The 15,593-nt window shown below is 73.1% G+C and carries 16 protein-coding genes; 2 read left to right on the top strand and 14 right to left on the bottom strand.

The window, feature by feature from the left end; all coding sequences use genetic code 11:
- Positions 1-4 precede the first annotated feature (4 nt).
- From M3185_RS12160 to M3185_RS12120, 9 genes are all read right to left on the bottom strand, one after another.
- Positions 5-766 carry a cytochrome c biogenesis CcdA family protein gene (locus M3185_RS12160; RefSeq protein WP_251333943.1) on the bottom strand — a complete coding sequence of 254 codons (762 nt, stop codon included), beginning with the start codon at positions 764-766 and terminating at the stop codon, positions 5-7.
- On the bottom strand, positions 763-1,383 hold the full coding sequence (locus M3185_RS12155; RefSeq protein WP_251333942.1) for a TlpA family protein disulfide reductase: 621 nt from the start codon (positions 1,381-1,383) through the stop codon (positions 763-765). The genes M3185_RS12160 and M3185_RS12155 overlap by 4 nt, the downstream gene beginning before the upstream one ends.
- A gap of 54 nt (positions 1,384-1,437) precedes the next feature.
- Entirely contained in the window at positions 1,438-2,109 is a 672-nt protein-coding gene (locus tag M3185_RS12150; RefSeq protein ID WP_251333941.1) for a histidine phosphatase family protein, read from the bottom strand.
- A gap of 59 nt (positions 2,110-2,168) precedes the next feature.
- Positions 2,169-2,432 carry a glutaredoxin family protein gene (locus tag M3185_RS12145; protein WP_251333940.1) on the bottom strand — a complete coding sequence of 88 codons (264 nt, stop codon included), beginning with the start codon at positions 2,430-2,432 and terminating at the stop codon, positions 2,169-2,171.
- A 96-nt stretch (positions 2,433-2,528) separates the two neighbouring features.
- Entirely contained in the window at positions 2,529-2,627 is a 99-nt protein-coding gene (locus tag M3185_RS12140; RefSeq protein WP_005504750.1) for a 30S ribosomal protein bS22, read from the bottom strand.
- Positions 2,628-2,800: 173 nt separating this feature from the next.
- Positions 2,801-3,607 (bottom strand): FadR/GntR family transcriptional regulator, encoded by an 807-nt coding sequence (locus M3185_RS12135; protein WP_251333939.1) that lies wholly within the window; start codon positions 3,605-3,607, stop codon positions 2,801-2,803.
- 113 nt (positions 3,608-3,720) lie between these two features.
- The gene (gdhA, locus tag M3185_RS12130) at positions 3,721-5,061 is read right to left on the bottom strand and encodes an NADP-specific glutamate dehydrogenase (RefSeq protein ID WP_251333938.1); all 1,341 of its coding nucleotides are present in this window, start codon (positions 5,059-5,061) and stop codon (positions 3,721-3,723) included.
- Positions 5,062-5,122: 61 nt separating this feature from the next.
- Positions 5,123-5,686: an ArsR/SmtB family transcription factor gene (locus tag M3185_RS12125; protein ID WP_251333937.1), complete on the bottom strand. Its 564-nt coding sequence runs from the start codon at positions 5,684-5,686 to the stop codon at positions 5,123-5,125.
- 69 nt (positions 5,687-5,755) lie between these two features.
- The gene (locus M3185_RS12120) at positions 5,756-6,967 is read right to left on the bottom strand and encodes an acetoin utilization protein AcuC (RefSeq protein WP_251333936.1); all 1,212 of its coding nucleotides are present in this window, start codon (positions 6,965-6,967) and stop codon (positions 5,756-5,758) included.
- Between the two features lie 169 nt (positions 6,968-7,136).
- On the opposite strand from M3185_RS12120, the gene M3185_RS12115 reads away from it, so the two are divergent.
- Both M3185_RS12115 and M3185_RS12110 read left to right on the top strand, forming a co-directional pair.
- Positions 7,137-8,549, top strand: a complete 1,413-nt coding sequence (locus M3185_RS12115; RefSeq protein ID WP_285859816.1) for a TrkH family potassium uptake protein — start codon at positions 7,137-7,139, stop codon at positions 8,547-8,549.
- Positions 8,550-8,574: 25 nt separating this feature from the next.
- The gene (locus tag M3185_RS12110; RefSeq protein WP_374238505.1) at positions 8,575-9,210 is read left to right on the top strand and encodes a potassium channel family protein; all 636 of its coding nucleotides are present in this window, start codon (positions 8,575-8,577) and stop codon (positions 9,208-9,210) included.
- A gap of 17 nt (positions 9,211-9,227) precedes the next feature.
- Here the strand turns inward: M3185_RS12110 and proC are convergent, their stop codons facing one another.
- From proC to M3185_RS12085, 5 genes are all read right to left on the bottom strand, one after another.
- On the bottom strand, positions 9,228-10,064 hold the full coding sequence (gene proC / locus M3185_RS12105; protein ID WP_251333934.1) for a pyrroline-5-carboxylate reductase: 837 nt from the start codon (positions 10,062-10,064) through the stop codon (positions 9,228-9,230).
- A 108-nt stretch (positions 10,065-10,172) separates the two neighbouring features.
- Complete coding sequence (locus M3185_RS12100) at positions 10,173-10,958, bottom strand: sugar phosphate isomerase/epimerase family protein (RefSeq protein WP_251333960.1); 786 nt, start codon at positions 10,956-10,958, stop codon at positions 10,173-10,175.
- A gap of 86 nt (positions 10,959-11,044) precedes the next feature.
- On the bottom strand, positions 11,045-12,022 hold the full coding sequence (locus M3185_RS12095; protein ID WP_251333933.1) for a Ppx/GppA phosphatase family protein: 978 nt from the start codon (positions 12,020-12,022) through the stop codon (positions 11,045-11,047).
- Positions 12,023-12,077: 55 nt separating this feature from the next.
- Positions 12,078-14,906: a type I DNA topoisomerase gene (gene topA / locus M3185_RS12090; protein WP_251333932.1), complete on the bottom strand. Its 2,829-nt coding sequence runs from the start codon at positions 14,904-14,906 to the stop codon at positions 12,078-12,080.
- 198 nt (positions 14,907-15,104) lie between these two features.
- The gene (locus M3185_RS12085; RefSeq protein WP_251333931.1) at positions 15,105-15,542 is read right to left on the bottom strand and encodes a pyridoxamine 5'-phosphate oxidase family protein; all 438 of its coding nucleotides are present in this window, start codon (positions 15,540-15,542) and stop codon (positions 15,105-15,107) included.
- Positions 15,543-15,593: the final 51 nt, after the last annotated feature.

Raw genomic sequence — 15,593 nt, 5'->3', positions numbered from 1 at the left:
GTGCTCAGATCGGCATCACCCAGTCCGTGACGAGCTCGGCCTGGACCCAGGAGACGAACGCGGTCCACGCGCCCGTCATCATGAGCAGGCCCACGAGGACGAGCAGCCCCCCGCCCGCCCGCTGGATCGCGAGGCGGTGCCGGCGGAAGAAGCCCAGGGAGCCCATGCCGCGGCGCAGGGCGAGGGCCAGGAGCAGGAACGGCACGCCCAGGCCCAGGCAGTAGGCGACCGTGAGCACGGCCGCCTTGCCGGTCGAGGCGCCGTCCACGTAGACGAGGGCCTGCACGGCGGCGAAGGTCGGGCCGATGCACGGCGCCCAGCCCAGCCCGAAGGTGACGCCGAGCAGGGGGGCGCCCCACAGTCCGGGCGGGGGGCGCCGCTCGATCTTGCGGTCCCGCTGGAAGAAGGAGAACCCGCCGAGGAACACGATGCCCATGAGCACGACGAGCCCGCCCAGGGCCACGGTGATCCAGCCCTGCCCCAGGAACCAGGCGTAGGCGCCGAGCTGGGCCAGCAGCACGGACATCAGCAGGAACACGGCGGAGAAGCCGAGGACGAAGAGCAGGATGCCGCCGACCACGCGACCGCGGCGCTGCTCCTGCAGGTCCGCGCCGGTCAGCCCGGTGACGTAGCCGAGGTAGCCGGGCACCAGCGGGAGCACGCACGGGGACGCGAAGGAGACGAGCCCGGCGAGCAGCGCCACCGGCAGCGCGGCGAGCAGGGACCCGTCGAGGACGATCTCGGCGAAGGGGTTGCCGGCCGTCATGCCGTCCCGGCCACCGTGTCCTCGAGGAGGGTCTCGAGCACGGAGCGGTCCGCGACCCCGAGGATGCGGGCGGCCACCCGCCCCTCGGCGTCGAGCACCAGCGTGGTCGGCACGGCCTGCGGGGGCACGAACTCGCTGAGGGCCATGAGCACGCCCCCGTCCTTGTCCTCGAAGGACGGGTACGGGATCCCGAAGTTGCGCTCGAAGGCCTCGGCGGTGGCCCGCTCGTCGCGCAGGTTCACCCCGTAGAACGCGGCCTGGCCGTCGAAGCGCTCGGCGAGCTCCTTGAGGTCCGGGGCCTCGACCCGGCACGGGGCGCAGCCCGCGTACCAGAAGTTCAGCAGGGCGGGCTTCCCGCGCAGGTCCTCGGCGGTGAGCGCGGTGCCGTCGAAGAGGGCGCCCTCGAACTGCACGGGCTCGCCCCGCTCCCCCGCCGGGTACTCGGAGACGGTGCCGTCGCCGGCGATGTAGCCCTTCTGGTCGCCCGAGTTCGCCTGCTGGGCCAGCGAGTCCTCCTCGGCGCACCCGGCGAGGGCGAGCCCGAGGACGCCGAGGCCCGCGAGCGAGAGCACGCTGCGGCGGGACGGGCGGGGGGAGGCAGGGGGACGGGAGGTCACGGGCGGATCACCTGGTGCTCTGGAGGGGACGGGGACGACGGCGGCGCCCGGTCATTATGAACCGGGAAGCTGGTTGACCCCTGGGTAGTACCGGGCGGCGGGCTCGCTGTAGAGGACCCGGGGCGGGCGCCCGGCGTGGAGGTCGTCGAAGACCAGCGTGGTCAGCGACGCGAGGTTGCACTGGCGCCGGCGCGGGTCGTGGGGCAGGGGCCGGCCCTCGGCGGAGCGGCGGGTGAGCCAGATGGGCAGCTGGTGGGAGACCACCACGGCCTCGGCGCCGTCCCCGCCCCGCTCCACGGCGGTGCGGCCGGCGTCCAGCACGGCCTCCGCCATGCGGGCGACCTGCTGCCGGTAGGGCTCCCCCCAGGACGGGCGCAGCGGGTTGAGCATGTGCGGCCAGTGCCGGGGCTTGAGCAGCTCCCCCGTGCCGACGTGCAGGCCCTCGAAGTGGTTGCGGGGCTCGATGACGCGCTCGTCGGGGTGCACCGGCAGCCGCAGCTCCCGGGCCACCGGCGCGGCGGTCTCCCGCGCGCGCTGCAGCGGGGAGGAGACCAGGTGCACGATCCGGGAGCCGGTGCCCACGCGCCGGACGAGCTCGGCCGCGGCGGCCTCGGCCATCCGCGCGCCCAGCTCGGTCAGGCCGTAGTGCGGCAGCCGCCCGTAGACGAGGCGGTGGGGGTTGAGCACCTGGCCGTGGCGCAGCAGGTGGACGGTCGTGGAGGGCATGGCCCCCATGTTCCCAGAACCCGCGCGCCAGGCCCAAAAGGAGCCGCGGGCGGGACGGCTCAGCCGTCCAGGCGCTCCCGCAGCAGCCGGGCGAGGCGCCGCTCGTCGATGCTCCAGAAGTCCCGCGGGACGCCGTCGACGAGCACCACGGGGATCTCCTCGGCGTGCCGGCGCAGCAGCTGCGGGTCCGTGGTGATGTCGACCTCGGCCCAGCCCAGGCCGAGCGCGGCGGTGACGCGGCCCACGGACTCCCGGGCGGCCTCGCACAGGTGGCAGCCCGGCCGGGTCAGGAGGGTCACGGCGGGAGGGGTGGAGGAGCTCATGGGCCCATGCTACGGTCCCGCCCCCGGACCCCCGGAACGCACCGGGGCCGCCGTCCCGTGGAGGACGGCGGCCCCGGTGGTGCGCTCAGCGCAGGGTCACTTCTTGTTGCGGCGCTGGTGGCGCGTCTTGCGCAGCAGCTTGCGGTGCTTCTTCTTGGACATCCGCTTGCGGCGCTTCTTGATCACTGAACCCATAGGATCCCTCGCATCTTCATGTCTCGGTGGTGTCCCCCGGGGGCGTTCCGCGCGGCGGGCACCAGGGGTGCCGGGCCGCGCACGGTGACGGCCGGGCAAACGTTCACTGACACCCTACCGTCTCGGGGGGAGATTGCTGTATTCGGGGGCGGGGACGTCCCCGAGCACCCCGCTCAGGCGCTGCGCGGCACCTGCCGCGGCACGTCGTCGGGGGCCTCCTCGGCGACGTCCTCGGCGTGCACCGGCAGCTCGGCGGGCAGGTCCGGGACGGGGCCGGGGCTGCGCTGCTCCTGGTCCGGGTCCACGCCCGCCTCCCGGTACTGGTACTCGATGTGCTCGGCCACGAGCCGGGCCGCGAGCTTGCGGTCCCCGGCCGCCACCGCGGAGTAGATCGCCTGGTGCTCGGCGCGCAGCCGCTCCGAGGTGGCGCTCCACAGGGGGACGTGGCCCACGAGCGCCATCGTGTACTCGTAGATGGAGTCCCGCAGGGACGACATCAGCGCGGAGACCACCGCGTTGCCGGCCGTCTTGCACAGGGCGATGTGGAAGCTGACCTCGAGGTGGTGGAACTCCTTGAGGGACAGGTCCTCCCGGGCCATCTGCTCGAGCAGGCCCCGCAGCTCGGCCATGGCCGGGTGCTGCGGGTCCGAGCGCTCCAGCGCCCAGGTCTCGAGGAGCACCCGGGTCTGGACGATGTCCCGCAGGGGGTAGTCCGAGGTCGCCATGTGCAGCTGCAGGGCCGGGCCCGCGGAGGCCGCCGGCTCCCGCACCAGCATGGGCAGGATCGACTTGCGCGGCCCGTCGAAGAGCCGCACGATGCCCTGCGCCTCGAGGGTCTTGAGCGCCTCCCGCATGTTGTTGCGGGAGACGCGGTGGATGGCCGCGAGGTCGCGGTCCGACGGCAGTTGTTGGCCCAGCACGAGGTGGCCGTCGAACAGCTCGTTCTCCAGCCACTGCAGGACCTGTCGATGCGTTGCCATAGTCTCCAGGGTAGGACCTCCGGGCCGCCCGTGAGGACGTTCCGGGGTCCGGACGTGTCGTGGGGTGGACGGGACGCCCGTGCGGGCCCGGCGGGCGCCGGACCCGCACCGGCTCAGATGAGGCCCTGCGCCATCATGGCGTCGGCGACCTTCATGAAGCCGGCGATGTTCGCGCCGGCGACGTAGTTGCCGGGCATGCCGTACTCCTCCGCCGTGGCGGCGCAGGTGTCGTGGATCGAGCGCATGATCTGCCCGAGCCGCTCCTCGGTGTACTCGAAGGTCCAGGAGTCGCGCGAGGCGTTCTGCTGCATCTCCAGGGCGGAGGTCGCCACGCCGCCGGCGTTGGCGGCCTTGCCGGGACCGAAGAGCACCCCGGCGTCCTGGAACAGACGGGTCGCCTCGGCGGTCGTGGGCATGTTGGCGCCCTCGGCGACGGCGACCACGCCGTGGCCGAGCAGCTTCCTGGCGTGGGAGCCGTCCAGCTCGTTCTGCGTGGCGCAGGGCAGGGCCACGGTGCCGGGGACCTCCCACACGGAGCCCTTGGCGACGAAGCGGGCGCGGCCGCCGCGGCGCTCGGCGTACACGGAGATGCGGGCCCGCTCGACCTCCTTGACCTGGCGCAGCAGCTCCAGGTCGATGCCGTCCGGGTCCACCACGTAGCCGCTGGAGTCCGAGGCGGTGACGACCGTGGCGCCGAGCTTCTGGGCGCGGTCGATCGCGTAGGTCGCCACGTTGCCGGAGCCCGAGACGAGCACGGTCTGCCCGTCGAAGGACTGCCCGCGGGTGCGCAGCATCTCCTGGGCGAACATGACGGTGCCGAAGCCCGTGGCCTCGGGGCGCACGAGGGACCCGCCCCAGGACAGGCCCTTGCCCGTGAGCACGCCGGACTCGTAGCGGTTGGTGATCCGCTTGTACTGGCCGAAGAGGTAGCCGATCTCGCGGCCGCCCACGCCGATGTCGCCGGCGGGCACGTCCGTGTACTCGCCGATGTGGCGGTAGAGCTCCGTCATGAAGGACTGGCAGAAGCGCATGACCTCCGCGTCGGAGCGCCCGCTCGGGTCGAAGTCGGACCCGCCCTTGCCGCCGCCGATGGGCATGCCGGTCAGGGCGTTCTTGAAGATCTGCTCGAAGCCCAGGAACTTCACGATGCCCAGGTAGACGGAGGGGTGGAACCGCAGGCCGCCCTTGTAGGGCCCGAGCGCGGAGTTGAACTCCACGCGGAAGCCCCGGTTGATGTGCACGCGGCCCTGGTCGTCGGTCCAGGGGACGCGGAAGATGATCTGGCGCTCCGGCTCGCAGATCCGCTCGAGCACCGCGGCGTCGAGCAGCTCGGGGTGGCGGGCCACCACGGGGCCAAGGGAGTCGAAGACCTCGTCCACCGCCTGGTGGAACTCGTCCTCCCCGGGGTTGCGGGCCAGTACGGTCTGCCGGATGGGGATCAGGTCCTCGTGCATGGTGCTCCTCGTTCGGGTCGCAGCGGGTCGGGCGGAGTGGGGTCGGGCGGAGCCGGGTCGGTCACCGCCGCGCGTTCCTGCCGCGGCGGCGGAGCCCGGACAGGGTGGAGAGGAGGTCGGCGGCGCGGGCTCCCGCGCCGCGGGCGGGCCGGTCGGCCGCGGTGCCGGGGTCCGACCCGGGACCGAGCGGCAGCGGCACGGGCGGCGCCGCGGGCACCTGCCGGGCGGGCGGCCCGCCGGTGGTCCCGTCCGGGGCGCCGTCGGCGGTGCCACCGGTGCGGGAGCCGGTGGGCGCCCCGGCGCCCACGTCGGCGGCCGGCCCGGCCGGCGCCGGTCCGGACGTCCCCCCAGCCCCGACGACCTCCTGGACCCAGTCGGTGACCGCGGCCAGGGGTTCCGGGGCCACGGCGTAGAGGCGTCGCTGCCCCTGCGCCTCCATGGACACCATACCGGCCTCGCGCAGGATCTTGAGGTGCTTCGAGACGGTGGGCTGCGAGACGCCGAGCTCGGCCACGAGCTCCCCCACCGACCGCTCGCCGTCCTTGAGAGCGGTGAGGATCGCCCGCCGCGTCTTGTCGGCGATCACCGCGAACACGTCGCTGTTGCCCATCCGGTCACTGGCCATTCGATCACTGTAGACGCGATGCGGCGCGCCTCCCGGCACCGGCACGGTCCCCTGCACGACCACGGCCGCTCAGTCGAACCAGGGGTCCAGCCCCCACTGGGGGAAGACCTCCTTGCGGGTGGCCATGATCGTGCGGTCGGTCTCGTCGTTGGGGTCGAAGCCGACCTCCCACGAGCGCCACCACAGGTCCACCTCGTCGCCCATGACCCGCGGGGCGTCGGCCCCGTACTTCTCGTGGACGTAGTCCCGCCACCGCTGCGGAACGCTCGCGCCCACCTCGACCGGGTGCCCGGCCACGACGCCCACCAGGTGGGTCCAGGACCGGGGCACCACGTCGTGGCAGTTGTACCCGCCCCCGCCCGTGGCGATCCAGCGGCCCTCGCACAGCTCGTCGGCGAGCGCGGCGAGGGCCACGGCGGTCTGCCGCTGGGCGTCGACGCTGATCCGCAGGTGGGTGAGGAAGTCGGCGAAGTGCGAGTCGCAGCCGTGCTGGCTCACGATCACCTCGGGGCGGAACTGCTGCAGCAGGGCCGGGACCACGGCGTCGAAGGCGCGCAGCCACATGGCGTCGTCGGCGGTGGTGGGCATGGCGACGTTGACGGCGGTCCCCACGGCCTCCCCCCGGCCCGTCTCGTTGGCGAAGCCCGTGCCGGGGAACAGGGACAGGCCCGTCTCGTGCAGGGAGACGGTCATGACCCGGGGGTCGCCGTAGAAGATCGACTGGGTGCCGTCCCCGTGGTGGCCGTCGACGTCCACGTAGGCGACCCTGCGCACCCCCTGGTCGAGCAGGTGCTGGATCGCCACGGCGCAGTCGTTGTAGACGCAGAACCCGCTGGCCTTCTCCGCGGAGGCGTGGTGCATCCCGCCCCCGAAGTTCACGGCGCGCACGGCGTCGCCCGCGAGGATCGCCGCGGCGCCCTGGTAGCTGCCGCCGACGAGCCGGGCGCTGGCCTCGTGCACGCCCGGGTAGGCCGGGGTGTCCTCGGTGCCGAGCCCGGAGTCCGGCAGCTGCAGGGAGGGGTCGGCGCTGACGGCGCGCACCGAGTCCACGTAGTGCTGGGGGTGGACGAGGTTGAGGACCCGGTCGGGGACCACCCCGGGGGCCTCGACCGTGACGTTGTCCCGGCGGTCGAGGCCGAACGCCTGGACGAGGCGGTATGTGACCTCCAGCCGGGACGGGTGCATCGGGTGGTGGGCCCCGAAGTTGTACTCGAGCAGCGCGGGATCCCAGAACAGGCGCGTCGGGTACGGGCCACCGGTGCCGGGTGTAGCAGAAGTCACACAGACATTGAACCACTTGCGGCCGGCCCCGACGGGCCCGCCCGCCCTGTGTGTCCTCGCCCCGCCGGGGACGGCACGGGGCCGCGGTGGGATACTGTCAGCGGTCGCGGCACCCGCCGCCCCCGTCCCCGCCGCACCGGGACGGCCAGCCCGCCCCGGAGGAGGGTCGTTGAGCGTTCCGCAGCACCGCCCCTGGATCACCCAGGAGGAGCGGGGCCGCTTCTGGCTCCTCGCCTCGCTGCGCGACCTCGTGGACCGCATCGCCGCGGGCTCCCCCGCCCGGCTGGCCGTGTTCTCCTTCGCCGGGGTCGTGGGCCTGTTCTCCGTGCTCCTGATGCTGCCCGTCGCCTGGGCGCCGGGGGTCCGCACGAACGTGGTGGACGCCGTGTTCACGGCGACCTCCGCGGTCACCGTCACGGGCCTGACCACGGTCTCCACGGCCACGAACTGGTCGTTCTTCGGGCTCGTGGTGATCGTGGTCGCCATGCAGATCGGCGGGCTCGGCACCCTGACCATGACCTCGATCCTCGCCCTGGCGATCGGGCGCAAGCTGGGGCTGAAGTCCCGGCTGATCACGCAGGAGGCGCTCAACATCGGCCGCCTGGGCGAGGTCGGCTCGCTGCTGCGGATCATCGTGGTGATGTCCATCTCGATCGAGGCGGTGCTCGCCGTCGTGCTGACGGCGGGGTTTCTCGTCGCCGGGGAGCCCCTGCACACGGCCCTGTGGCACGGGGTGTTCTACTCCGTCTCCGCGTACAACAACGGCGGGTTCACCCCGCACTCGGACGGCCTCGTCCCGTACACCGACGCCCTGCTGATCCTCCTCCCGATCGCCCTGGGGGTCTTCCTGGGCTCGTTCGGCTTCCCGGTGGTCCTGGTGCTGCGCCAGACCGGGCTGCGCTTCTCCCGCTGGAACCTCAACACCAAGCTCACCCTGGTGACCACCACGATCCTGCTGTTCGTGGGCTGGGCGCTGTTCCTGGCCTTCGAGTGGTCCAACCCCGACACGCTGCGGGACCGCCCCCTGGGGGACAAGATCTTCGAGGGCTTCTTCCACTCGGTCATGGTCCGCTCCGGCGGGTTCAACCTCCTGGACATGAACAGCCTGGAGCCGGTGACGCTGCTGCTCACGGACGCGCTGATGTTCGCCGGCGGCGGCCCGGCCTCCGTGGCCGGGGGCATCAAGGTGACCACGCTCGCCGTCGTCTTCCTCGCGATCCTCTCGGAGGCCCGCGGGGACAAGTCCGTCATCGCCCACTTCCGCACCATTCCCGACGACGCCCTGCGGATCGCGATCTCCGTGATCATGATGGGCGCCACCGTCGTGCTCCTGGGCTGCGGGCTGCTGGTCTCCGTCTCGGGCGAGCCCCTGGACCGGGTGCTCTTCGAGGTGATCTCCGCCTACGCCACCTGCGGGCTCAGCGTGGGGCTCTCCGGCGAGCTGCCCCCGGCGGGCAAGTACACCCTGGTCGTCATCATGCTCGTGGGCCGCATCGGCACCACCACCGTGGCCGCCGCGCTGGCCCTGCGCTCGCGCCGGCGGCTCTACAAGTACCCCGAGGAAAGGCCCATCATTGGCTGAGCACCCCGCGCACAACGTCCCGGTCATGGTGATCGGGCTGGGCCGCTTCGGCACCGCCACGGCCCTCCAGCTGGCCCGGCAGGGCCGGGAGGTCCTGGGCGTGGAGCGGGACCCGCAGCTGGTGCAGAAGCTCGCGGGCCAGCTCACCCACGTGGTCGAGGCGGAGGCCACGGACATCGACGCCCTGCACCAGCTCGGCGCCGCCGAGTTCAGCTCCGCCGTGGTCGGCGTCGGCACCTCCATCGAGTCCAGCGTGCTGATCACGGCGAACCTCGTGGACCTCGGGGTGAGCCGGATCTGGGCGAAGGCGATCACCCCCTCCCACGGCAAGATCCTCTCCCGCATCGGCGCCCACCACGTGATCTTCCCGGAGGCGGACGCGGGCCGGCGCACCGCCCACCTGGTCTCCGGGCGCCTGCTGGACTACATCGAGTTCGACGACGACTTCGCGATCGTCAAGATGTATCCGCCGCGGGAGGTCCAGGGCTTCACGCTGGGCGAGTCCAACGTCCGGGCGAAGTACGGCGTGACCGTGGTGGGGGTGAAGTCCCCGGGCGAGGACTTCACCTACGCCCGCCCCGAGACGAAGGTGACGTCCCGGGACCTGCTGATCGTCTCCGGGCACGTGGACCTCATCGAGCGCTTCGCGTCCCGCCCCTGAGCCTGGGGGCGCGGCGCTCAGTCGCCGCTGAGCTCCCGGGTCAGCTCGGCGGAGCGGTCCGCGGAGGCCTGCGCGGCCCGGGCGACGAGGTCCTCGAAGCCGTTCTCCCGGAACGTGCGGATCGCCCGGTCGGTGGTGCCCTTGGGGCTCGTGACCGCCCGGCGCAGGCCGGCGGGGTCCGCGTCCTGCGGGCGCAGCAGCTCCCCCGCCCCGGAGACGGTCTCGCGGGCGAGCACCCGGGCGACCTCGGGAGGCAGGCCCATCCGCTCCCCCGCCTGCTGGAGGGCCTCGGCGAGGAGGAAGACGTAGGCGGGCCCGGAGCCGGAGATCCCGGTGACGGCGTCGACCTGCTCCTCGGGGACCTCGACGACGGTCCCCACGGCCTCCAGCACCCCGCGCACGACCGCGGTCTGGTCGGGGCCCGCGGCGGCGCCCGGGGTCACGGAAACCACGCCGCGGCCCACGCTGGAGGGCGTGTTGGGCATGGTGCGCACCACCGGCTGGCCGGCGGGCAGGGCCCGCTCCAGGGCGGCGACGGAGATCCCCGCGGCGACGGAGGCCACCACCGTGCCCGGCCGCAGGGCCGGGGCGATCTCGCGGGCGAGGTCGAGGATCCCGACGGGCTTGACGCCCAGCAGGACGACGTCGGCCTCCCGGGCGGCGGTGCGGTTGGCCTCGGGGTCCTCGCCGGTGACGGAGGCGCGCACACCGGTCTGCTCCTCGAGGCGGCGGGCGCTCTCCGCGGAGCGCACGGTGGCCCGGACCCGGTCCACGGGCACCCCGGAGGCCAGCACCCCCCGCAGGATCGATCCGTTCATGGAGCCGCAGCCCAGGAAGGCGAGCACGGGGGTCATGGGGTCCTCTCGGGGTGGTGTCGTGACGAGGTCATCGGCATGTCGTGGGCCTGTCACGGGTGGCGTGGTGGGGCCCGGCGGCGGGGCGGCCGTCCCGGGCGGGTGCGGTCAGCCCTCGGCGGAGGGCACGGGGGTCGTGTGGCGGCGGGCGAACTCCAGGGACTCGGCGAGCCACGCGGTCCGCTCCTCGGCGCTCTTCGAGCGGCGGGTGGAGACCTCCACGCCCACCACGCCCTGCCAGTCGGTCGCGGCGAGGTGCTGGAGGCACTCGGCGACCGGCTGCACCCCGTGGCCGGGCAGCAGGTGCTCGTCCGCGGTGGTCTCGCCCGAGCCGTCCGTCAGGTGCACGTGGCCCAGCCGCGGGCCGAGCTCGCGGATCGCGGCGAGGGAGTCCATCCGGGCCGTCGCGGCGTGGGAGAAGTCCCACGTCACCCAGTCGTAGTCCTGCCCCAGCGGGCTGTAGTGCGGGGCGTAGACGACGGTGTCGCGCCCGCGCACCCGCCACGGGTACATGTTCTCCACGGAGATCTTCACGCCGCTGGCCTCGGAGACCACGCGCACGCCCTCGACGAAGTTCGCGGCGTACTTGCGCTGCCACCGGAAGGGCGGGTGGACCACGACGACCTCCGCCCCCACCTGCTCGGTGAGCTTCGCCGCCATCTGGATCTTCGTCCAGGACTTGCCCCAGACCTGCTGGGTCAGCAGCAGGGTCGGCGCGTGGATCGTGGAGATGGGGATCTGGTGGCGCTGCACCAGGTCCTCCAGCTGGTGGGTGAGCTGGCTCATCCGCTCGTGGGTGACGAGCACCTCGACGCTGTCGTAGCCCAGCTCCACGGCCGCCTCGAAGGTCTCGGGCACGCCCAGCGGGTAGAGGGAGCTCGTGGACAGCGCCACGTGCGCCCGGTACGGCTCCGCGGCCGGTCCGGCCGGGCGCTCCGCCGCCCGCTCCTCCGCCGCCGGGCGCCCGTCCGGCTGCCCGCTCACGCGGCACCCACCAGGTGCCGGGGGTCCACGGTGCGCACGTCGGCGTTGCCCGTGAGCTGGTCGAGGCGGCGCAGGATCAGCCCCTCGCGCAGCGCCCACGGGCAGATCTGCAGGGACTCGACGCCGTAGGCGTCCATGGCCGCCTCGGCCACCACGGCCCCGGCCAGGATCTGCCGGGCCCGGGCCGGCGAGACGCCGGGCAGCTCGGCGCGCTCCTGCACGGTCATCGCCTCCATCCGGCGGCTCCACAGCCGCAGGTCCTCGACGTGCAGGGTCCGCCGCACGTAGGGTCCCATGGCGTAGGGGGCGGCCCCGCAGATCCGGGCGAGGGAGCGGAAGGTCTTGGAGGTGCCGGCCACGACGGTCGGCCGCCCGGCCGCCCGCACCTTCTCGACCGCCGGGCGCAGCTCGGCGCGCACGTGCTTGCGCAGCGCCTTCATCTCCTTCGGGGTGGGCAGCTCCCCCGCGACGAAGCTGCGGGTGAGCCGCCCGGCGCCGAGCGGGACGGAGACGGCCACGCTGGGCAGGGCGTTGTCGCCCAGCGCCATCTCGAAGGAACCGCCCCCGATGTCGAGGTCCAGGACGGTGCCGGCGCCCCAGCCGAACCAGCGGCGCACCGCGAAGAAGGTGACGGCGGCCTCCTGGTCCCCGGCGAGCTCCGTGAGGGTGACCCCCGAGCGGGCCTGGACGTGGTCGAGGACCTCGGCGCCGTTGCCGGCCTCGCGGATCGCCGAGGTGGCGAAGGCGAGGAGGTCCTCGGCGTCGTGCCGGACCGCGAAGTCGCGGGCCTCGAGCACGAAGTCGGTCAGGGCGTCCCGGCCGGTGCCGGTGATGTTGCCCTGCGCGTCCTGGTGCTGGACGAGCTGGAGGGGCATCTTGTGGGACGCGTACGGCTCCGGGCGCGCGCCCGGGTAGACGTCCAGCAGGAGGAGGTGGACGGTGTTCGATCCGACGTCGAGGACTCCGAGCCGCATGCTGTGGTGCTCCTTCGAGTTCCGTGTCCGGTCCGCGCGCGCCCGTGCGTCCGGCTCAGCCCTGGGTCCCGGCCCGGGCGGGCTTCTTGGCGGCCGGCTTCGTGGCGGAGGACTTCTTGGCGGGCGTCTTCCGGGCCGCGGGGGCGGCCGCCGCGGTGCGCGCCGTCTTCTTGGGCGCCGGGCCCTTGGCGCGCTTCTCCGCGAGCAGCTGGCTGGCCCGCTCCGGGGTGATCTGCTCGATCGTCTCGGAGCGCGGGACCGTCACGTTCGTCTCGCCGTCGGTGACGTACGGCCCGAAGCGGCCGTCCTTGATCACCATGGGCCGCTCCGTGATGGGGTCGGCGCCCAGGTCCGCGAGCGGGGGCTTGGCCGTGCCCCGCCCGCGCTGCTTGGGCTGGGCGTAGATCGCCAGCGCCTCGTCGAGGGTGACCGTGAACAGCTGCTCCTCCGACTGCAGGGACCGGGAGTCCGTGCCCTTCTTCAGGTACGGGCCGAAGCGCCCGTTCTGCACCGTGATCTCCTCGCCGTCCGGGGCGGTGCCGAGCACCCGCGGCAGGGACAGGATCTTCAGCGCGTCCTCGAGGGTGACGTCCTGCAGGCTCATGGAGGACAGCAGGGAGCCCGTGCGGGGCTTGGCCTTTACCGGCTTCTTCGGGGGCTTGGGCTTGCCGTTCTTGTAGTACTCGACCGGCTGGGCGGCGAGCTCCTCGGCGGTCGGCTCGGGGATCACCTCGGTGACGTAGGGCCCGTAGCGGCCGTCCTTCGCCACGATCGTGCGGCCGCTCTCCGGGTCCCGGCCGAGCTCCCGGCCGTCGGCTCTGCCCGTCTCGATGAGCTCGCGGGCCTTCTCGGCGGTCAGCTCGTCCGGGGCGAGGTCCTCCGGCACGTTGGCGCGCACCGGCTCGGCGATCTCCCCGGTCTCCGGGTCCACCGACCCGGAGGTCTCCAGGTAGGGGCCGAACTTCCCGACGCGCAGGGTGATGTCCTCGGTCACGGGGATCGAGTTGATCGCGCGCGCGTCGATCTCGCCGAGGTCGTCCACGATGGGCTTGAGCCCGTTCTCGTGGCCCTGGGCGCCGAAGTAGAACTCCTGGAGCCAGTCGGTGGAGTCCTCCTCGCCGCGGGCGATGCGGTCCAGGCCCTCCTCCATCTCCGCGGTGAAGTCGTAGTCCACGTAGTCGGAGAAGTGCTCCTCGAGCAGGCGCACCACGGAGAACGCCGTCCAGGAGGGGATCAGCGCGGAGCCGCGGACCCGGACGTAGCCGCGGTCCATGATCGTGGAGATCACGGCCGCGTAGGTCGAGGGGCGCCCGATGCCCAGCTCGTCGAGGGCCTTCACGAGGGACGCCTCGGTGTAGCGCGGCGGCGGGGAGGTGCGGTGCCCGTCGGCGCGGACCTCCTCGGCGGCCAGGGCGTCGCCCTCGCTCATCCGCGGCAGCCGCTTGTCCCCGTCCTTGCCGTCCTTGCCGTCGGCGGGGTCCTCGTCGCGGCCCTCCTCGTAGGCGGCCAGGAAGCCGCGGAACGTGATGACGGTGCCGGAGGCGGAGAACTCGGCGTCCCGCCCGGTCGAGGACGTCGCCCCGAGGCGGACCGTGGCCGTGGAGCCCTTGGCGTCGGCCATCTGGGAGGCGACGGTGCGCTTCCAGATCAGCTCGTAGAGCTTGAACGCGTCGGCGGAGAGCTCCCCGCGGACCTGGGCGGGGGTGCGGAACGAGTCCCCGGCCGGGCGCACGGCCTCGTGGGCCTCCTGCGCGTTCTTCGACTTGGAGGTGTAGACGCGGGGGGCGGAGGGCACGAAGTCGCCGCCGTAGAGTTCCGCGGCCTGCCGCCGGGCGGCCGTGACCGCCTGGTCGGACAGCGCCACGGAGTCGGTGCGCATGTAGGTGATGTAGCCGTTCTCGTACAGCTTCTGCGCGACCTGCATGGTGGTGCGGGACGTGAAGCGCAGCTTACGGGCGGCCTCCTGCTGCAGCGTGGAGGTCGTGAACGGGGCCGCGGGGCGCCGGGTGTAGGGCTTGGTCTCCAGGGAGCGGACCGCGAACGCCGCCCGCTCCAGGCCGGCGGCCAGCTCCCGGGCGGCCTGCTCGTCCAGGTGCACCAGCCGCGACGGGTCGCCGCGGAGCACGCCGTCGTCGCCGAAGTCCTTGCCCCCGGCCACGCGCCGCCCGTCCACGGAGGAGATCCGGGCGGTGAAGGCCACGCCGGCGTCCTCGCCGTGGGCGCGGGCGAAGCTGCCGCTGAGGTCCCAGTAGTCGGCGGCGACGAACGCCATGCGCTGGCGCTCCCGCTCGACCACCAGACGGGTGGCCACGGACTGGACGCGGCCCGCGGACAGGCCGGAGGCGATCTTGCGCCACAGCACCGGGGAGATCTCGTAGCCGTAGAGGCGGTCGAGGATGCGCCGGGTCTCCTGCGCGTCCACGAGGTCCTGGTCGAGCTCCCGCAGCTCGCCGAACGCGCGCTCGATGGCCTCGCGGGTGATCTCGGGGAAGGTCAGCCGGTAGACCGGGACCTTGGGCTTGAGCACCTCCAGCAGGTGCCACGCGATGGCCTCGCCCTCGCGGTCGCCGTCGGTGGCGAGGTAGAGGGCGTCCGCGTCCTTGAGCTTGCGCTTGAGCTCCGTGACCTTCTTCTTCTTGTCCGGGTTGACCACGTAGTAGGGCTCGAAGCCGTGCTCCACGTCCACTGCGAACTTGCCGTAGGGCCCCTTCTTGAGCTCCGTCGGCAGCTCGGAGGGCTGCGGGAGGTCGCGGATGTGCCCCATGGAGGACTCGACCTCGTAGGCGTCGCCGAGGTACCCGGCGATGGTCTTGACCTTGGACGGGGACTCCACGATGAGCAGGCTCTTGCCCGTTCCCGGGCTCTGGGTGGCCTTCGTTGGCACGGTACTCCTTGCTGCGGTCCGTGGTGCACGGGCCGCGGCGCTGCTGGACGTCGGGCGGGCGGAGGTCTCGCCCGTTGTTGCGCTCCACCATAACGCGGACCGCCGCGAACGCTCGCGCCCCGGCGGACACGGTGGAGGCCAGGACCCGGCCCGCCCCTCGCGCTCCGCCCGTTCCGGGACGGGCGGGCGGGCGGGGCCTCAGTAGGCGAAGCGCTCGGGCTCGTCCGCGATCGTGAACTCCCGGCCCGTGGCGGTCTCCACGTCGATGACCACGAAGTTGTACTTGAGCGTGGGCGCCCAGGCCTTCAGGCCCAGCTCCTCCGCGGCGTCGATCTCTGCCCGCGTCTCGAGCCGGCGGGCCTTGCCGTGGACCACGACGGAGCGCACCACGTGGTCCTCGGAGAGCTCGTCGATCTCGAAGGCGACCTGGTCGTTGACGATGAGGCTGGAGAGCTTGGACCCCTGGGCCGTGCGGAAGTAGATCTTGTGCTGGTGGACGACGTAGTTCACCGGGAAGATGTCCACGAGGCCGGCCGCCTCGACGGCCAGGCGGCCGTAGGGGTGCTTCTCCAGCAGCTGCCAGACGGTGTCGCGGTCGAGGGTCTTGATGGGGTTGAGGTTCTCGCCGATGCTCATGGTCCCAGTCTTCCACCCGGCGCCCGCGGCGCACCCTTCCTACGCCCCGGT

Source organism: Kocuria rosea (assembly GCF_023715525.1).
Lineage (GTDB): Bacteria > Actinomycetota > Actinomycetes > Actinomycetales > Micrococcaceae > Kocuria > Kocuria rosea_A.
The sequence above is the reverse complement of the archived record's forward strand: the minus strand, read 5'-3'. Positions and strand labels throughout refer to the sequence as shown.